A 15,284-nucleotide genomic window follows, 5' to 3' on the forward strand; every position below is an offset into this window, starting at 1 on the left:
GGGCCGTGAGCACGTACGGTACGCCCACACAGGCGTGACAGCCGGGACGTCGGGGATCTCCGGGACACCGGGAAGGGGCAGCGGGTTGACCACGCACGCACCACAGACGGCACCACACACGGCGCGGTCCGTGACGCTGCCCGCCTCGCTCGACGAGGCCGTGGCGGCGCTCACCGACATGCCGGCCGCCGTTCCCGTGGCCGGCGGCACCGACCTCATGGCCGCCGTCAACCGCGGCCAGCTGCGCCCCGCCGGCCTGGTCGGTCTCGGCCGGATCAACGAGATCCGCGGCTGGCAGTACCAGGACGGCCACGCGCTGCTCGGCGCCGGCCTCACCCACGCCCGGATGGGCCGCCCCGACTTCGCGGCCCTCATCCCCGCCCTGGCCGCCGCCTCGCGCGTCGCCGGCCCGCCGCAGATCCGCAACGCCGGCACCCTCGGCGGCAACGTCGTCTCCGCCGCGCCCACCGGCGACTCGCTGCCCGTCCTCGCCGCCCTGGAGGCCGACCTCGTCGTCGTCGGCCCGCTGGGCAGCCGCGAGCTGCCCGTGAGCCATCTGCTCGCCGGGCGGGACATGCTGGCCCCCGGCGAGCTGGTCGCCTTCGTGCGCGTACCGCTGCTGCACGCCCCGCAGGTCTTCCTCAAGGCCACCGGCCGCACCGGCCCGGCCCGCGCCACCGCCTCCGTCGCCGTCGTCCTCGACCCGGCGCGCCGCGGCGTGCGCTGCGCCGTGGGCGCGATCGCGCCGATGCCGCTGCGGCCGCTGGAGGCCGAGCAGTGGATCGCCTCCCTGATCGACTGGGACGACGAGCGCGGCCTGGCCCCGGAGGCGCTGACGGCCTTCGGCGAGTACGTGGGCGCCGCCTGCGTTCCGGACCCGCAGGGCGACGAGCCGTTGCCCCCGGGCGTACTGCACCTGCGGCGCACCGTCGCCGCGCTGGCCCGACGGGCACTGGGGAGGGCGCTGTCGTGAGCGACGAAGCACAGGCACAGGGGAACCCGCAGGCGGGCGGCTGGGAGCCGATCCCGCAGAGCGAGGGGTACGACGGCGACGCCACGGCCTTCGTGCAGCTGCCGCCGGACTTCATGCTGGCGGGCGTCCCGCTGGAGGCGCCCGGACACGGCTACGTGCCGCCGGTCATCGCCCCGCTGACGCCCCACGTGCCGGAGGCTGGCGCCGCCTGGGCGCCGGAGGAGACGCCCACCGCCTCCTGGACGATCCCGACGATCGAGGACGGCGCGGAGGCGCTGGAGGACTCGGGCGAGTACACGGCCTCCCGGCTCGCGCGGTACACGGGCGACGCCCCGGCCACGCTGCCGGGCGGCGCGCCGGCCCCGTGGGCGGTGCAGGAGCCGGAGCCGGCGCCGGAGGCCGCGTCGGAGGCCGTCCGGGAGCCGGAGGCCGAGCCCGTACCCGTACAGGAATTCGTTGAGCCGGCACCGCAGCCCGTACAGGAGGCTCCGGCACCGGCTCCGGAACCCGTACGGGAGGCCCCCGAGCCCGAGCCCGAGCCCGTAGCCATGCCCGAGCCCGTGCCGGCGGACTTCGCCCTCGACAGCACCGTCGACAGCGACGAGCACCCGCACATCTCCTACGTGCTCCGCGTGAACGGCGCCGACCGCCCGGTCACCGAGTCGTGGATCGGCGAGTCGCTGCTGTACGTGCTGCGCGAGCGCCTCGGCCTCGCCGGGGCCAAGGACGGCTGCTCGCAGGGCGAGTGCGGCGCGTGCAACGTGCAGGTCGACGGCCGGCTCGTGGCCTCCTGCCTGGTGCCGGCGGCGACCGCGGCCGGCAGCGAGGTGCGGACGGTCGAGGGCCTGGCCGTGGACGGCGAGCCGTCCGACGTGCAGCAGGCGCTGGCGAAGTGCGGCGTGCAGTGCGGCTTCTGCATCCCCGGCATGGCCATGACCGTCCACGACCTGCTCGAAGGCAACCACGCCCCGACCGAGCTGGAGACCCGGCAGGCCCTGTGCGGCAACCTGTGCCGCTGCTCCGGCTACCGGGGCGTCCTCGACGCCGTACGCGAGGTCGTCACCGCGCGCGGCGAGGCCGCCGAGGGCGAGGGCCCGGAGCCGTCGCTGTTCGGCGACGATGCCGAGGCCGCCCGCATCCCGCACCAGATCCCGCACCAGGTTCCCCACCCGTACGACGGAGGCATCGCGTGACCGGCGACCCGACGACCACGGAGCCCGAGGAGGGCCCCGGCCTGGCCGGACTCGGTCTCGGTGTGTCGCTCCCGCAGGCCGACGCGCGGGCGAAGACCGAGGGCACCTACCCGTACGCCGCCGACCTGTGGGCCGAGGGCCTGCTGTGGGCGGCGATCCTGCGCTCCCCGCACCCGCACGCCCGGATCGTGTCGATCGACACCTCGGCCGCGGCGGAACTGCCCGGCGTACGGGCCGTCGTCACCCACGCCGACGTGCCCGGCGCCGTCACGTACGGCCGCACGATCGCCGACCGCCCCGTCTTCGCCGCCGACCTGGTCCGCCACCACGGCGAGGCCATCGCCGCCGTCGCCGCCGACCACCCGGACACGGCCCGGCTCGCGGCCGCCGCCATCGCGGTCGAGTACGAGGTCCTGGAGCCGGTCACCGACCCCGAGAAGGCGTTCGCCGCGCCGCCGCTGCACCCCGACGGCAACCTGATCCGGCACATCCCGCTCCGCTTCGGCGACGAGGCGGCCACCGGCGAGGTCGTCGTCGAGGGCCTGTACCGGATCGGCCGCCAGGACACCGCCCCCGTCGGCGCCGAGGCCGCGCTCGCCGTGCCCCGCCCCGACGGCGGCGTCGAGATCTACACCGCCTCGACCGACCCGCACACCGACCGCGACCTCGCCGCCGCCTGCTTCGGCCTGCCGCCCGAGCAGGTCAAGGTCGTCGTGACCGGCGTCCCCGGCGCCACCGGCGACCGCGAGGACCCCGGCTTCCAGATCCCGCTCGGCCTGCTCGCCCTGCGCACCGGCTGCCCGGTCAAGCTCACCGCCACCCGCGAGGAGTCCTTCCTCGGCCACGCCCACCGCCACCCCACCCTGCTGCGCTACCGCCACCACGCGGACGCCGAGGGCCGGCTGGTGAAGGTCGAGGCGCAGATCCTCCTCGACGCCGGCGCGTACGCCGACTCCTCCGCCGAGTCGCTGGCCGCCGCCGTCTCCTTCGCCTGCGGCCCGTACGTCGTCCCCCACGCCTTCGTCGAGGGCTGGGCGATGCGCACCAACAACCCGCCGTCCGGCCATGTGCGGGGCGAGGGCGCGATGCAGGTGTGCGCCGCGTACGAGGCGCAGATGGACAAGCTGGCGGCCCGGATCGGCATGGACCCGGCCGAACTGCGCATGCGCAACGTGCTGGCCACCGGCGACATCCTGCCGACCGGCCAGACCGTGACCTGCCCGGCCCCGGTCGCCGAACTCCTCGCCGCCGTACGGGACTTCCCGCTGCCCGACCTCCCGATGGACGCCCCGCAGGAGGACTGGCTGCTGCCCGGCGGCCCGGACGGCGCGGGCGAACCGGGCGCCGTACGGCGGGGCGTCGGCTACGCCATCGGCATGGTGCACATGCTGGGCGCCGAGGGCACGGACGAGGTCTCCACGGCCACCGTACGGGTCCTCGACGGCGTCGCCACCGTCATCTGCGCGGCGGTGGACACGGGTTCGGGCTTCTCGACGCTGGCCCGCCAGATCGTCCAGGAGACCCTCGGCGTCGACGAGGTCCACGTGGCCCCCGTCGACACCGACCAGCCCCCGGCCGGCCCCGCCACCCACGGCCGCCACACCTGGGTCTCCGGCGGCGCCGTCGAACGCGCCGCCAAGATGGTCCGCACCCAGCTCCTCCAGCCGCTGGCCCACAAGTTCGGCATGTCGACCGAGCTGCTCCAGATCAACGACGGCAAGATCACCTCGTACGACGGCGTCCTGTCCACCACGGTCGCCGAGGCCATGGCCGGCAAGGAACTCTGGGCCACCGCCCAGTGCCGCCCCCACCCCACCGAGCCCCTCGACGACTCCGGCCAGGGCGACGCCTTCGTCGGCCTCGCCTTCTGCGCCATCCGCGCCGTCGTCGACGTCGACGTGGAGCTCGGCGCGGTCCGCGTCGTCGAGATGGCCGTCGCCCAGGACGTCGGCCGCATCCTCAACCCGGCCCAGCTCACCACCCGCATCGAAGCCGGCGTCACCCAGGGCGTCGGCGCCGCCCTCACCGAGAACCTCCGCACCTCCCGCGGCCTCGTCCGCCACCCCGACCTGACGGGCTACGCCCTTCCCACCGCCCTGGACGCCCCCGACATCCGCATCGTGAAGCTGATCGAGGAACGCGACGTCGTGGCCCCGTTCGGCGCCAAGCCGGCGAGCGCCGTACCGGTCGTGACCTCACCGGCGGCGGTCGCGGCGGCGGTACGGGCGGCGACGGGGCGACCGGTCAACCGGCTGCCGATCAGGCCGCAGGCGGCGGTGGTCACCGTCTGAGCGGCGTTCTAGAGTGAACTCCGTTATGTGAAGCGCGACTTGTGGTCACGGGGGAGGAGCGCCAGGCATGGAAGCGTATGTGGACGGCGCGGGTGGCGCCCACGCCATGCGCGGCATGAGCCGAGAAGCCCTGCACTACAGCTCCGAGTCGATGATGGAGTTCAAGAAGGGCGTCGACGAGATGATCGCCGACCTCCTCGCCTCTCCGGCCGCCCCGAAGGCGGTGGGGGCCGACCCGGTGGCCCGCGGCCAGTTCGGCGGGGGCGGCGAGCAGTGGATCGAGGCGCACGCGATCTTCTCGTCGTACAAGGGCGTGCTCGCGGAGCTGACCCGGCTCTCCGGGCTGCTGTCCGACTGCCTCGAGGGCATGGGCATCGCCGTCGGCATCTCCAAGAACGGCATGGAGGACACCGACGACGACATCCGCGGCAAGATGCTGGCCATCACCAGGCGGGTGACGGACGCCAAGGCCGCGGCCGACAAGCAGGCCGGCTACGACACCACGCCGTCCGGGAAGCCGGATGCCACGACCACGGGCGCGGGAGTGCCCCAGTCGCCGGCGGCGCCCGCGGGCGCACCGGAGCCCACGCAGACGGCCGCGGGCGCACCTGAGCCCACGCAGACGGCCGGCGGCGACGCCGACCTTGGCTGAGGCGCCGGCGCCGGCGCGGCCGACGGATTCCGGCAACTCGGGGAGGGAGTGACCTTCGATGGAGATCAACGACAACAGCGGGGGCGGCGGCGGAACCGACTTCCAGTCGATGCCGCACCAGCAGATGCTGAACTGGCTCGACCAGGCCAGCAGCTTCTACGTCCGCGACGCGAGCGACCGCCTGGAGCGCGCCGCGACGAAAATGCGGGAGATCGCCGGCGAACTGAAGAAGCGCCCGGGCGGGGTGCGATGGGAGGGCGAGGCCGAGAAGGCGTTCCTGGAATGGACCACCAGCCTCGCCAGCACCACCCACAGCCTCGCCGACTACAGCTCCCACTCCGCGAGCTGGCTCACCCAGGCCGCCGACGCGATCGCCGCAGCCCAGAGCGCCATCCCGCGCTACACCTCCAGCGCCGAGGCCAAGGAGAACCTGGCGGCGGCGCAGAAGTACCACAACGACCCCGACGCCCAGACGATCGCCCGCAACGCCCGGACGCAGATGGCCCCGGACGGCGCCGACGCGGCCGCGATCAAGGCGAAGGAAGAGGCCAACAGGCAGGCGGCGGCTGCGGAGATGGAGCGGCTGTCGGGGGCGTACGAGTGGTCGGGGAAGCAGATGGCGAGCTTCCGGCTGCCGTCGTTCCAGCCGCCGCCGGTGGACTTCGTGCCGGAAGAAGGCCGCACCTCCGCAGGCGAGTCCCAGTACATCGGATTTTCGTCGCGCACCGAGAGCCGCACCACCGGCACGGACACCGGCACGGACACCGGAACGAGCACGACGCGTACGCAGCCGGACGGCCGGTCTCTGCCCGACATCCGGGTCGTCCAGCCGACGCGCGACACTGTCGGACCGGTCCAGGTCGCGCGGCCCGAAGTCCCGGCGGACCTGGGCATCGACAGCGTGCACACCCTTCCGCCGCCTACGACCGTCACCCCGCCGCCGACCACCGGCATGCCGCCGACGACCCTCACCCCGCCCACCACGGGCCAGCCGCCGGTCCCGCTACCGACGCCGCCCTTCACCGTCCCGCCGAGCCCGGCCCCGATTCCGCCGGTCAGCGGCATCAAGGCGCCTCCGGTCACGGGCGGCCGGACCGGTCTCGGCCCGAACGGCCCGCTGCCCGGGATGCCCCGCGAGGGCATCACCGGCGGCCGTCCCGTACCGAGCAACCCCGGCGGTCCCGCCACCGGCATTCCACGGAGCACGGTGATCGGCCAGGAGCCCACCGCCGGGCGCACCGGCACCGGCGTCGGCCGTGGCCCCATGGCCGGTCCTCCCTTGGGAGGTCACGCCGGCGGGCCCAGCGGTGGCCAGAGTGGCATCAGCGGAGGCCGGCGGCTCGCCTCCGAGACGGGCGGTGTGGTCGGCGGCCGCGCGCAGCGGCCCGGGGCTGTCGGCGGGCGCCCGTTCACGCCCGGCGGCTCGGGGCTCGTGCGCGGCGCGAACGAACGCGAGGAGAGCCGGGGCGAGCGTCCCGACTACCTTGTCGAGGACGAAGAGACCTGGCAGCAGGGCGGCCGCCGCACGGCACCGCCCGTCATCGACTGAACGGCGCGAGGGAGCAGATGCGTACCAGCGGTATTCGACGGAGCCGGGCCCGGAACCTCGCCTCGGCCGGCCTGGGCATGCTGCTGGTTGGCATCGCGTCCGTGCCCGCGCACGCCGAGAGCATCCGATCGCAGCAGTGGCACCTGGACACCCTGCACGCGGAGGAGATCTGGCGGATCAGCAAGGGGCAGGGCGTCACCGTCGCGGTGATCGACTCGGGCGTCGACAAGAGCAACCCCGATCTTGCGGGCCAGGTGCTGGAGGGGAAGGACTTCGCGACCGATCGGCCGGGGGACCAGTTCACCGACTACACGGGACACGGCACGGGCATGGCCGGCCTCATCGCCGGAACCGGAGCACGTGACGGCGGCAACGGAGCCGTCGGGCTGGCGCCCGGCGCCCGTATCCTGCCGGTCAGGGTCACGGGACTCGACGCGGGGCGGAAGAGCCAGCAGAAGGGCGACGAGGAATTCGTCCGCGCCCTGCCTCCCGCGATCAGGTACGCCGCCGACTCCGGGGCCAAGGTCATCAACATGTCCGTCGGCGCGGACTTGGGCTCCCAAGGGCTGACCGATGCCGTGAAGTACGCCCTGGACAAGGGGGCCCTTGTCTTCGCGGCGACGGGCAACGACGCCGAGGCGGGCAACGCACCCGAATACCCGGCAGCCACCCCCGGAGTCGTCGGCGTCGGCGCCATCGACAAGAAGCTGACTCGCATCCCCATGTCCCAGTACGGGCCGCAGGTCGACCTCGTCGCCCCTGGCAAGGACACCGTCCACGCCTGCGGCGGCGGCACCGGTCTCTGCAAGTCGACCGGTACCAGTGACGCCACCGCCCTCGCCTCCGCGTCGGCCGCCCTCATCTGGGCCAAGCATCCCGACTGGACCAACAACCAGGTACTCAAGGTCATGCTGAACACCCTCGCCGCCCCGAACGACGGCGGTGGCCGCAACGACTACCTCGGGTACGGGGCCATCCGGCCGCTGCGTGCCCTGAAGACGCCGGGCGATCCCGGCCCCGCCGGGGTCCGGCCCATCCCGGACCTGCCGGCGGAGCAGACGGCCTCGCCGTCCGCATCCGTGACCCCCACCGCACCGGCGAGCCCCGCCTCAACTCCCGCCCCCGCCCCCGGGTCTGCCGCGCAGGAAGACGGCGGGAACAGCAACACCGGGCTCTGGATCGGCCTGGGGCTCGCCGCGGCGCTGCTGGTCGGCGCGGCCGTCGCCGTACCCGTGCTGCGTTCGCGCCGGGGGTGAGCCACACCTCCGCCGCCTCCTCGCCGCCTCCCCGCCGTTGAGGCGGACTTGACGGATTTGCGGGCGGGATGGATCGCGATCACCTGGCGGAGGTTGCGGTCCACCCGCTCTACACCGTTTCTACTCGGACCAGTTGTTGTTCGCTGCACTAGGATTGCGCCGGTCCGTAGCTCAACACGCTTGCTGATGTGAAGAACAAGCTGAAGCACACGCGGGGGAAGCATGTCGTTCGACGAAGAGTGGCGTCAGTTGCGCGAGGCCGCGGCCATGCGGCTGAACAGCGTGCCGGACGGCCCCGGCGGCGGGAGCGGCGGAGGCGACGACTACGTCGTCACGGCCCCCGATCTGAAGGCGGTCGGCAATGAGGCGCAGGAGCTGTTCCACTGGTTCGAGGCCGACGCGTTCCATGCGGGTGCGCAGACGGACACGGCGTCGAAGGAGCTGGACAAGGACGGGTTCCTGACGGGGTCGGCGATGTGGACGATGTGGGACACGTGGCGAACGCAGGCGGAGACGCTGCTGAGCGCGTGCGCGCACATCCACAACCACCTTGAGGACACGGTGATCACGCACGCCAACCACGAGGAGCAGCTGGTCACCAACTTCTCCGTGTCCTTGATCAACGACCACTTCAAGTAAGCCGCGGCCGGCGAGGGATTCAGATGCTGAAGTTCGATCAGGTGCTGCACGCCCGGATCGGTGGTCTCGACGAGGCCGTCACGGCCTGGTCGGAGACGGTGACCAAGCTGGAGAAGACCAAGGAGAAGGCGGAGAACGGGCTGCGGGCCAAAGCCGACAAGGCGGACTGGAAGGGCCAGAACGCAAGCGTCACGCAGGCGTTCGTACGGAAGACCGCCAAGGAGTTCGGCGACGCTCTCACCGAGGCCACCAGCATCCGCAATGTCCTGCGTGACGCCAGCGGCGAGTTCAAGGCGGCGAAGAGCGCGCTGGAACAGCTGATCGAGGAGGCTCCCGGCAAGGGCGTCCGCATCGACCCCGACGGCACCGTCGCGTACCTCATCCACCCCGACCGTCGCGCCGAGGGCTACGACGGCCCCAAGCCCACCCAGGCCGACTTCGATGCGATGCGCGCCAAGATCAAGGCCGCCGTCGACCGGGCCAACGACGCCGACGACGTGGCGTCGCGGGCCCTGCGCGGGCTCGTCGGCGGCGACAAGAACAACTTCTCCGACACCAGCTACGACTCGCTGAAGGCGGCGTCGAAGGCGCAGGACGCGGAGGACGCCAAGGCCGCGTACGAGCTCTACAAGAAGGGCGACGACGCCTCCCCGGCGGAGATCGACAAGCTCAACGCGCTCTTCAAGGCCAATGCGCACGACCAGTACTTCGCCGAGCGGTTCGCCCTGGAGGTCGGGCCGAAGGGCAGCCTGGAGTACTGGGCTGACATGGGAGACCCCAGCGACGGTTCCCGCCTCGGCGTCGACCACCGCGACAAGCTGGCCGAACTCCAGAAGAACTGGAGCCTCACCCTCGCCTCCGCGACCCGCTCCGACAGCCCGGAGATGGACCAGTGGAAGACCGATCTCATCAAGGCCGGCGCCGAACCCATCCAGACCCGCGGCACCCACCCGTACGGCTTCCAGGTCATGAGCAGCCTGATGCGTGTCGGTGACTTCGACGACAAGTTCCTCAAGGACTACGGCAACAGCCTCGTCGCCACCGAACGCAAGATGACCCACGACGGCCGCCTCCCCGCCGACCGTGTCTGGCTCACCACCGGGGGCATGACGAACCACGTCAACTGGCAGGGCGGCGACATGGGCCAGGACCCCATGATCGGCTTCATGGAGGCCCTTGGCCACAACCCCAAGGCGTCCACGGACTTCTTCAACAGCGACATCGACGTCACGCCCGACAACACGAAGGACGACAAGAAGCTCAACGCCTTCGACTACTTCTCCAAGGACCGCAAGTGGCCCGACGAGCTCACCGACAAGGGCGACATGTCGAAGGAGCCGGGCTACAACGCCCTCGGCCACGCCCTGGAGTCGGCGACGACCGGCCACGCGTACGACGCGGACCCGGAGGGCCTGAAGGACGTACGGACCAAGGACAACGCCGAGGTCATGCAGAAGGTCGTGGAGCGGTACGGCAGCGACCCGAAGTACATGCACGAGCAGCCGGGGATCGACGACAGCCTGGGGAAGATGGGCGCGGCATACATCGACGAGTTCAACCGGTCGATGGAGACGGACTTCGACACGGATACGCAGGAGAAGGAGAATTCGCCGTTCGGGTTCAACGACAAGGACGGACACTCGCGCTTCGGTAAGGAGTTCGACACCAAGCTGCTCTGGAACCGGGGCGACGCGGTCAACTTCCTGGGAACCGTCGCGCAGAGCGAGACGGGGCACACCATGCTCTCCCAGGCCGAGATGATCTACACGACCAGCGTCCTGGACGAGGTCGGCCCCAAGCCCGGCTCCCAGCTGACTGACATGAACCTCACCGACGCCCGGACGACCTTGCGCATCGGCTCGGAGACCCAGGGAATCCTGGACGAGTGCCGCATGGAGCAGATCGACAAGGACTACGAGCACGACTCCGAGGAACACAAGAAGGCCGTCGGCAAGACGACCGAATGGGTCAAGTTCGGCGTGGGCGCCGTGGCGGCGGGTGGTGTCGCGGCGTTGACCGGTGGCGCCGGTGGTGCGCTCGTCCCGCTCGCGACCGAGACCGTGGGCGGTGCTGTAGTGACCTTCCTCGGAATGGAGGCCGATGACGTCGCCGAAGGGTACGAGAAGGACAAGGCCCTCAAGGAGAGTTCGGACAAACTGAAGGAAGCGGCGCTGACCGAGGGCAGGCAGAACTCCCTCAAGCCGGGCATTGCCTATTACCTGGCTCCCGGATGGAGCCAGGATCAACGAAACTTTCTCGACGAGCACTTGGTCGAGGTGGTCAGGAATTCACGCGTCCACGGTCATGACAACGTACTTCCCGACCCTTACGAGAAGGACTGACCGTGCGGACGGTGCTGACCCGGATCGGAGTGGCTGTGGCCACGGCCGCGGCGCTCGTCGGCTGCTCGAACGGCGGGAGTGGCAAGCCGGAACAGCCGGAAGGGACAGTCGCAGCGCAGGTGTGCGGTGGATTCGCGAAGGACTCCACTGCCGCACTGAAGGCGCTGATGGGGAGCGAACGCTTCACCGAGGACCTGTCTCGGCCGGGGAAGGCATTGAAGTACCTGCGGGAGTTCGTGCGAACAGGGCTGCAGGATCCCGGACGGCCTCAAGGCTACACGTACTGCTGGCTCCTCCCTGCCGGACAGGGGATCGCGGACGAGGACCTCGCCGTCGACGTGCGTGGCGTGGCCGGGAAGGCGCCGAGGAGGGATCCCGGGCTGGGGGCCACCTGGTTCGCCTCAGGGGAACTGGCCTATGCCACTGAGAGCCACGGCAAGGTGTTCTTCGCCTGTCGTCTCAAGACAACGGATCGCCCGGCAGTGATCGAGACGGCGGTGCGCGCGCCGGCGGGCCGCGACGACTCCGACTTGCGGCGGCGCACGCAGATGATCACCCTCGCCAATGCTGCCGCCCGGCACATCTCCAAGGAGCTCGGTTGCGTGGATGACAAGCTGGCGCCCGGGACGCCGACGCCGGTGGCGGGCTCATGACGCGGTTCCTGGGTGGCAGACGGCGGCTGAAGGCCGAGTCGTGGCGTCGTGCGGGTGTTGGCCGCAGCCTTGGCGCTTCGGCGATGGCAGTGGCGCTTCTCGCCGGATGCTCGAGCGGCAATGGGGAGCCGCCGGCGCCGGAGCCCACGGCGGCGGCCGAGGTGTGCGGTGGATTCGCGCGGGAGCCTGAGACGACTGCCGCGCTGAAGAGCGTGACGGGAGCGGACCAGTTCGACGAGGGGCTTTCGATTCCTGAGAAGGCTCTTGCCGGGCTGCGTGATGGGATTCGTGTGGGCCAGGAAGACCCGACGCGGCCGCAGGGGTACGCCTATTGCTGGCTGTTGAACGACCCGGCCCCAAGTGGGGAGCGCTACTTCAAGGTCGATGTGCGTGGGGTGTCGGGAGCCCCCGGGCGGGATGCTCGGCTCGCGTACAAGACGACCTGGTACTCCTCGGGGGTGCAGGCCCTCGCAGGTGGAGGCCAAGGCACCGTGTACTTCACGTGTCAGGTCAAGCCGCCTGCGAAGGGGATCATCATCGAGACTGTGGCACTGGTAGCAGATGGTGTCGACAACGCCAGCCTGCGTCGCCGGACGCAGCTGATCACCCTCGCCAACGCCGCCGCCCGGCAGATCTCGAAGGAGCTGGGTTGCGTGGACGACAAGCTGGCGCCGGGGGTGCCGTCGCCAGTGAAGGTGTGACGCGCACTAGACAGGCTGGTACTCGTTCGGAGTACACCCAGGCGTCGGCGTCGTCTACGTCCGGGTGTACTTCGTCTGCTCCGAGGAGCCCGGCTGTCCGGACGACTGCCCTGGTGAACGGCCTTCTGTACGAGGCGCGTTCTTGACGCAGGCGTCCCGCCACACCCATGTGCGTGAGTAAACTCCGGCGCTCCGGAAGGGAAGACTCCACCGAGCCACGCGGGCAACCGCCGGTGGGAATCGTGTCGTTCGACGAGGAATGGGCTGCCGAGCGGAGCGCCGCCGCAGCCCGCGTGAGCATGCGGCTGAACCAGGCGCCTGGCGGCGGCGGGCCCGGCGGCGGGGCCGATCTCAAGGTGCGGCAGGACCACTTGGGCGCCCTCGGGCACGCCGCGTACGAGCTGCACGGGCGCCTGCTCAAGGACGGGAAGCACGCGGGCGGTGACACGGCGGAGGCCGCGAGCGGGCTGTCCAGGAGCGGTTTCCGGACGGGGGCGGCCATGGCGGAGGTCAACGACACCTGGACCTCGCAGCTCGGCGCGCTGCTCGACGCGTGCGCGCACATCTCCAACCACCTGGACTACAGCGCCGCCGCGCACGCCAAGGACGACGACGAGATCAGAACCGCGCTCGCCGTGTCCAGGATCAGCGAGTACTTCAAGTAAGCCGGCCGGGAGGGGCAGACCGTGCTGACCTTTGACAACGTGTACCACGCGCCGCTCGACAAGATGAAGGCCGCCGCCGACCGCTGGTCCGAGATAAAGGCCAAGCTGGACACGCTCGCCGAGGACGCCCGCACCACCATGGCCGCCAGGGCCCGGGACGACGACTGGCACGGCGTCAACGCCCAGGTGACGAAGCCCTTCATCGACAAGACCGCCAAGGAGTTCGCGGACGCGGCGAAGGCGGCCGACGGCATTCGCAAGGTCCTCCAGGACGGCTACCAGACCTTCAGGAAAGCAAAGGACGACCTCGCGAAGATCGTCGAGACCGACGCCCCGCACCAGCACCTCGTGGTGAAGAGCGACGGAACCGTCGAAGCCGCGTACTCGCTCCAGTACGACGCCGTCGCCCGCGACGAACCCGCCTCCCCCCTCGCCGTACGCAAGGAGCGCGCCGCGATCGACGCACTGCAACGCCGCATCGACGCCGTCATCGAGAGCTGCGACGACGCCGACGTGTCCTGCGCCAGCGCGCTCCGCGCCGACATCACCCGCGACAAGCACGACTTCAGCGCCCCGAAGTACACCAGCCTCGACGCCGAAGAGGCCGGACGCGCGGTCGACCTGGCCGGCAAGGGCCGGGACCTCTCCCACGAGGAACTGGTGCAGCTCAACGAGCTGCTCGGCGACAACAAGGCCTCGAAGGAGTTCGCGAGGTCCTTCTACGGAGGGCTCGGGCCCAAGGGCGCGCTGGAGTTCTTCGGCCAGCTGTCCACCGACACGATCGACGACGACACCGGGCGTCTGGACAAGCAGCGCCTGGCGGACGTCCAGGCGCTGCAGAAGAACCTGGGGGTCAACCTCGCCACGGCGACCCAGGGCGGCGACCGCTGGACCGAGCAGTGGTCCGCCGACATGCGGAGACTCGGCACGGAACGCATTCCGCTCGCCAGGTACGACAGCAACCCGGCGTTCGGCTACCAGCTGCTCGGCGGAATCATGCGGTACGGGGACTACGACCCGAAGTTCCTGGTGCCGATCGCGGAGCACGTCACCCAGCTGCACGCGAAGGAGCCGTACCTCTTCGCCAACAGCAAGCCGATGATGGCGGGCTGGTTGCACGATCCCTTCAACCCGTCCGGGGTGAACGGCGCGGGGTACGACCCGATGATTCCCGTGCTGGAGGCGCTGGGGCACAGCCCGGAGGCGGCGAAGGAGTTCTTCTCGGCGGATCCGACGGCGTACGAGAGGGACGGCAGCGTCGGCGGCAGTCTCAGCCTCGGCAAGGGCAAGGACGGCGGAAAGATTGAGAACTACCTCGACTTCTTCGCCAACGAGAAGTACGAGTTCTTCGCCGACATCGACGGCCATGACCCCGGCTCCGCGAAGAAGGCCGCGGACTACATGCCGGATGCGCTGGGGCATGCGCTGGAAGCGGCGACGCTGGGGCATGCGTGGGACGACCCCAAGCCTGAACTGAACCGGGACGCGACGACAGCCAAGATCATGAGCGATGTGGTCGGCGCATACGGGGGCGATGCCGAACTCCTCAAGAAGTACCAGTCCACCATGGCCGACAGTCTCGGCAACATGGGTGCCGGCTACATCGACGATCTCAACTGGGCGTTGACCAAGGGCGAACCGACCAGTCCCTTCGCGCCCACCGGGGACGGTTCCGGACACGCGGAGCTCAGCCGCGAGATGGCGGCCAAATTCCTGAGCACCTTGGGGCAGCATCCGGACGCGTACGCCACGGTGTCCACAGCTGAGCGTCTTCACATCACCAGCGTGCTGGAAGCTCAAGTCGGGGCCGATGGCAACATCGACGAAGCCCATGCCCGCGAGGCCGCCCGTACAGGGGCCACGCTTCAGGGGATGCTGGACGAGGCGCGTGCCAAGCAGGTCGAGGCCGAGGGCATGAAGACCCACGAGGACTATGAGAAAGCGCAGGCGAAGAAGGGCGCCTGGGTGGAGTTCGGCACCACGGCTGCCATCGCGGCCGGTGTGGCCTTCCTGCCGGCCACTGCCGCCACCGCCGGGGCCGCTGCCATCCTCGTGCCGCTCGCTGTCGATACCGGCTCCGGCGCCATGGAAACTCTCGCGGGGCAGGTCGTCGGAGACTGGTCCGACAAGTCTGTCGAGGACCACAAGGAATCCACGGAGGAGAAGATCCACGACGACAGGCGAGCCATTTACGAAGCCGGTAGGTACAGCGCCGAATGGCCCATGGAACGGTTTGTGCAAGCGCACCGGTCGCACGTGAGCGATGACTTCAGACAGGACCTCATCGAGTCCGTCGACGGCGGATATGCAAAGGGCAACGCTCTGACCGGGCAGACCGGAAACGCCTCGGAGACCGATTGATCATGAGGA

Annotated in this window: 12 protein-coding genes; all 12 read left to right on the forward strand. The window is 70.7% G+C overall.

All coding sequences use genetic code 11. The features are described from left to right. Nucleotides 1-85: 85 nt before the first annotated feature. Nucleotides 86-973 carry an FAD binding domain-containing protein gene (locus ACFYU9_RS06325; RefSeq protein WP_389218808.1) on the forward strand — a complete coding sequence of 296 codons (888 nt, stop codon included), beginning with the start codon at nucleotides 86-88 and terminating at the stop codon, nucleotides 971-973. Beyond that, the gene (locus tag ACFYU9_RS06330; RefSeq protein WP_389343112.1) at nucleotides 970-2,166 is read left to right on the forward strand and encodes a 2Fe-2S iron-sulfur cluster-binding protein; all 1,197 of its coding nucleotides are present in this window, start codon (nucleotides 970-972) and stop codon (nucleotides 2,164-2,166) included. The genes ACFYU9_RS06325 and ACFYU9_RS06330 overlap by 4 nt, the downstream gene beginning before the upstream one ends. Next, nucleotides 2,163-4,457 (forward strand): xanthine dehydrogenase family protein molybdopterin-binding subunit, encoded by a 2,295-nt coding sequence (locus ACFYU9_RS06335; protein WP_389343115.1) that lies wholly within the window; start codon nucleotides 2,163-2,165, stop codon nucleotides 4,455-4,457. Before ACFYU9_RS06330 ends, ACFYU9_RS06335 begins: the two co-directional genes overlap by 4 nt. A 67-nt stretch (nucleotides 4,458-4,524) precedes the next feature. Next, nucleotides 4,525-5,109 carry a hypothetical protein gene (locus ACFYU9_RS06340; RefSeq protein WP_389343118.1) on the forward strand — a complete coding sequence of 195 codons (585 nt, stop codon included), beginning with the start codon at nucleotides 4,525-4,527 and terminating at the stop codon, nucleotides 5,107-5,109. A 58-nt stretch (nucleotides 5,110-5,167) separates the two neighbouring features. Continuing rightward, a complete protein-coding gene (locus ACFYU9_RS06345) occupies nucleotides 5,168-6,658 on the forward strand; it encodes a hypothetical protein (protein ID WP_389343120.1) in 1,491 nt (496 codons plus the stop codon). Between the two features lie 17 nt (nucleotides 6,659-6,675). Beyond that, on the forward strand, nucleotides 6,676-7,914 hold the full coding sequence (mycP, locus tag ACFYU9_RS06350) for a type VII secretion-associated serine protease mycosin (protein WP_389343123.1): 1,239 nt from the start codon (nucleotides 6,676-6,678) through the stop codon (nucleotides 7,912-7,914). A 222-nt stretch (nucleotides 7,915-8,136) separates the two neighbouring features. Beyond that, complete coding sequence (locus ACFYU9_RS06355; RefSeq protein WP_389343126.1) at nucleotides 8,137-8,553, forward strand: hypothetical protein; 417 nt, start codon at nucleotides 8,137-8,139, stop codon at nucleotides 8,551-8,553. A gap of 23 nt (nucleotides 8,554-8,576) precedes the next feature. Further along, on the forward strand, nucleotides 8,577-10,895 hold the full coding sequence (locus tag ACFYU9_RS06360) for a hypothetical protein (RefSeq protein ID WP_389343129.1): 2,319 nt from the start codon (nucleotides 8,577-8,579) through the stop codon (nucleotides 10,893-10,895). 2 nt (nucleotides 10,896-10,897) lie between these two features. Next, a complete protein-coding gene (locus ACFYU9_RS06365) occupies nucleotides 10,898-11,548 on the forward strand; it encodes a hypothetical protein (protein ID WP_389343132.1) in 651 nt (216 codons plus the stop codon). Then, nucleotides 11,545-12,249, forward strand: coding sequence for a hypothetical protein (locus tag ACFYU9_RS06370; protein ID WP_389343135.1), 705 nt, complete (start codon nucleotides 11,545-11,547; stop codon nucleotides 12,247-12,249). The genes ACFYU9_RS06365 and ACFYU9_RS06370 overlap by 4 nt, the downstream gene beginning before the upstream one ends. 242 nt (nucleotides 12,250-12,491) lie before the next feature. Continuing rightward, on the forward strand, nucleotides 12,492-12,914 hold the full coding sequence (locus ACFYU9_RS06375) for a hypothetical protein (RefSeq protein ID WP_389343138.1): 423 nt from the start codon (nucleotides 12,492-12,494) through the stop codon (nucleotides 12,912-12,914). A 21-nt stretch (nucleotides 12,915-12,935) separates the two neighbouring features. Further along, nucleotides 12,936-15,275: a hypothetical protein gene (locus ACFYU9_RS06380; protein WP_389343141.1), complete on the forward strand. Its 2,340-nt coding sequence runs from the start codon at nucleotides 12,936-12,938 to the stop codon at nucleotides 15,273-15,275. Nucleotides 15,276-15,284: the final 9 nt, after the last annotated feature.

Source organism: Streptomyces sp. NPDC004327, assembly GCF_042873935.1.
Classification (GTDB): Bacteria; Actinomycetota; Actinomycetes; order Streptomycetales; family Streptomycetaceae; genus Streptomyces.

Coding starts and splice junctions, on each gene's coding strand:
- ACFYU9_RS06370 (WP_389343135.1), top strand. CDS start 11,545: ATGACGCGGTTCCTGGGTGGCAGACGGCGGCTGAAGGCCGAGTCGTGG.
- ACFYU9_RS06355 (WP_389343126.1), top strand. CDS start 8,137: ATGTCGTTCGACGAAGAGTGGCGTCAGTTGCGCGAGGCCGCGGCCATG.
- ACFYU9_RS06345 (WP_389343120.1), top strand. CDS start 5,168: ATGGAGATCAACGACAACAGCGGGGGCGGCGGCGGAACCGACTTCCAG.
- mycP (WP_389343123.1), top strand. CDS start 6,676: ATGCGTACCAGCGGTATTCGACGGAGCCGGGCCCGGAACCTCGCCTCG.
- ACFYU9_RS06360 (WP_389343129.1), top strand. CDS start 8,577: ATGCTGAAGTTCGATCAGGTGCTGCACGCCCGGATCGGTGGTCTCGAC.
- ACFYU9_RS06340 (WP_389343118.1), top strand. CDS start 4,525: ATGGAAGCGTATGTGGACGGCGCGGGTGGCGCCCACGCCATGCGCGGC.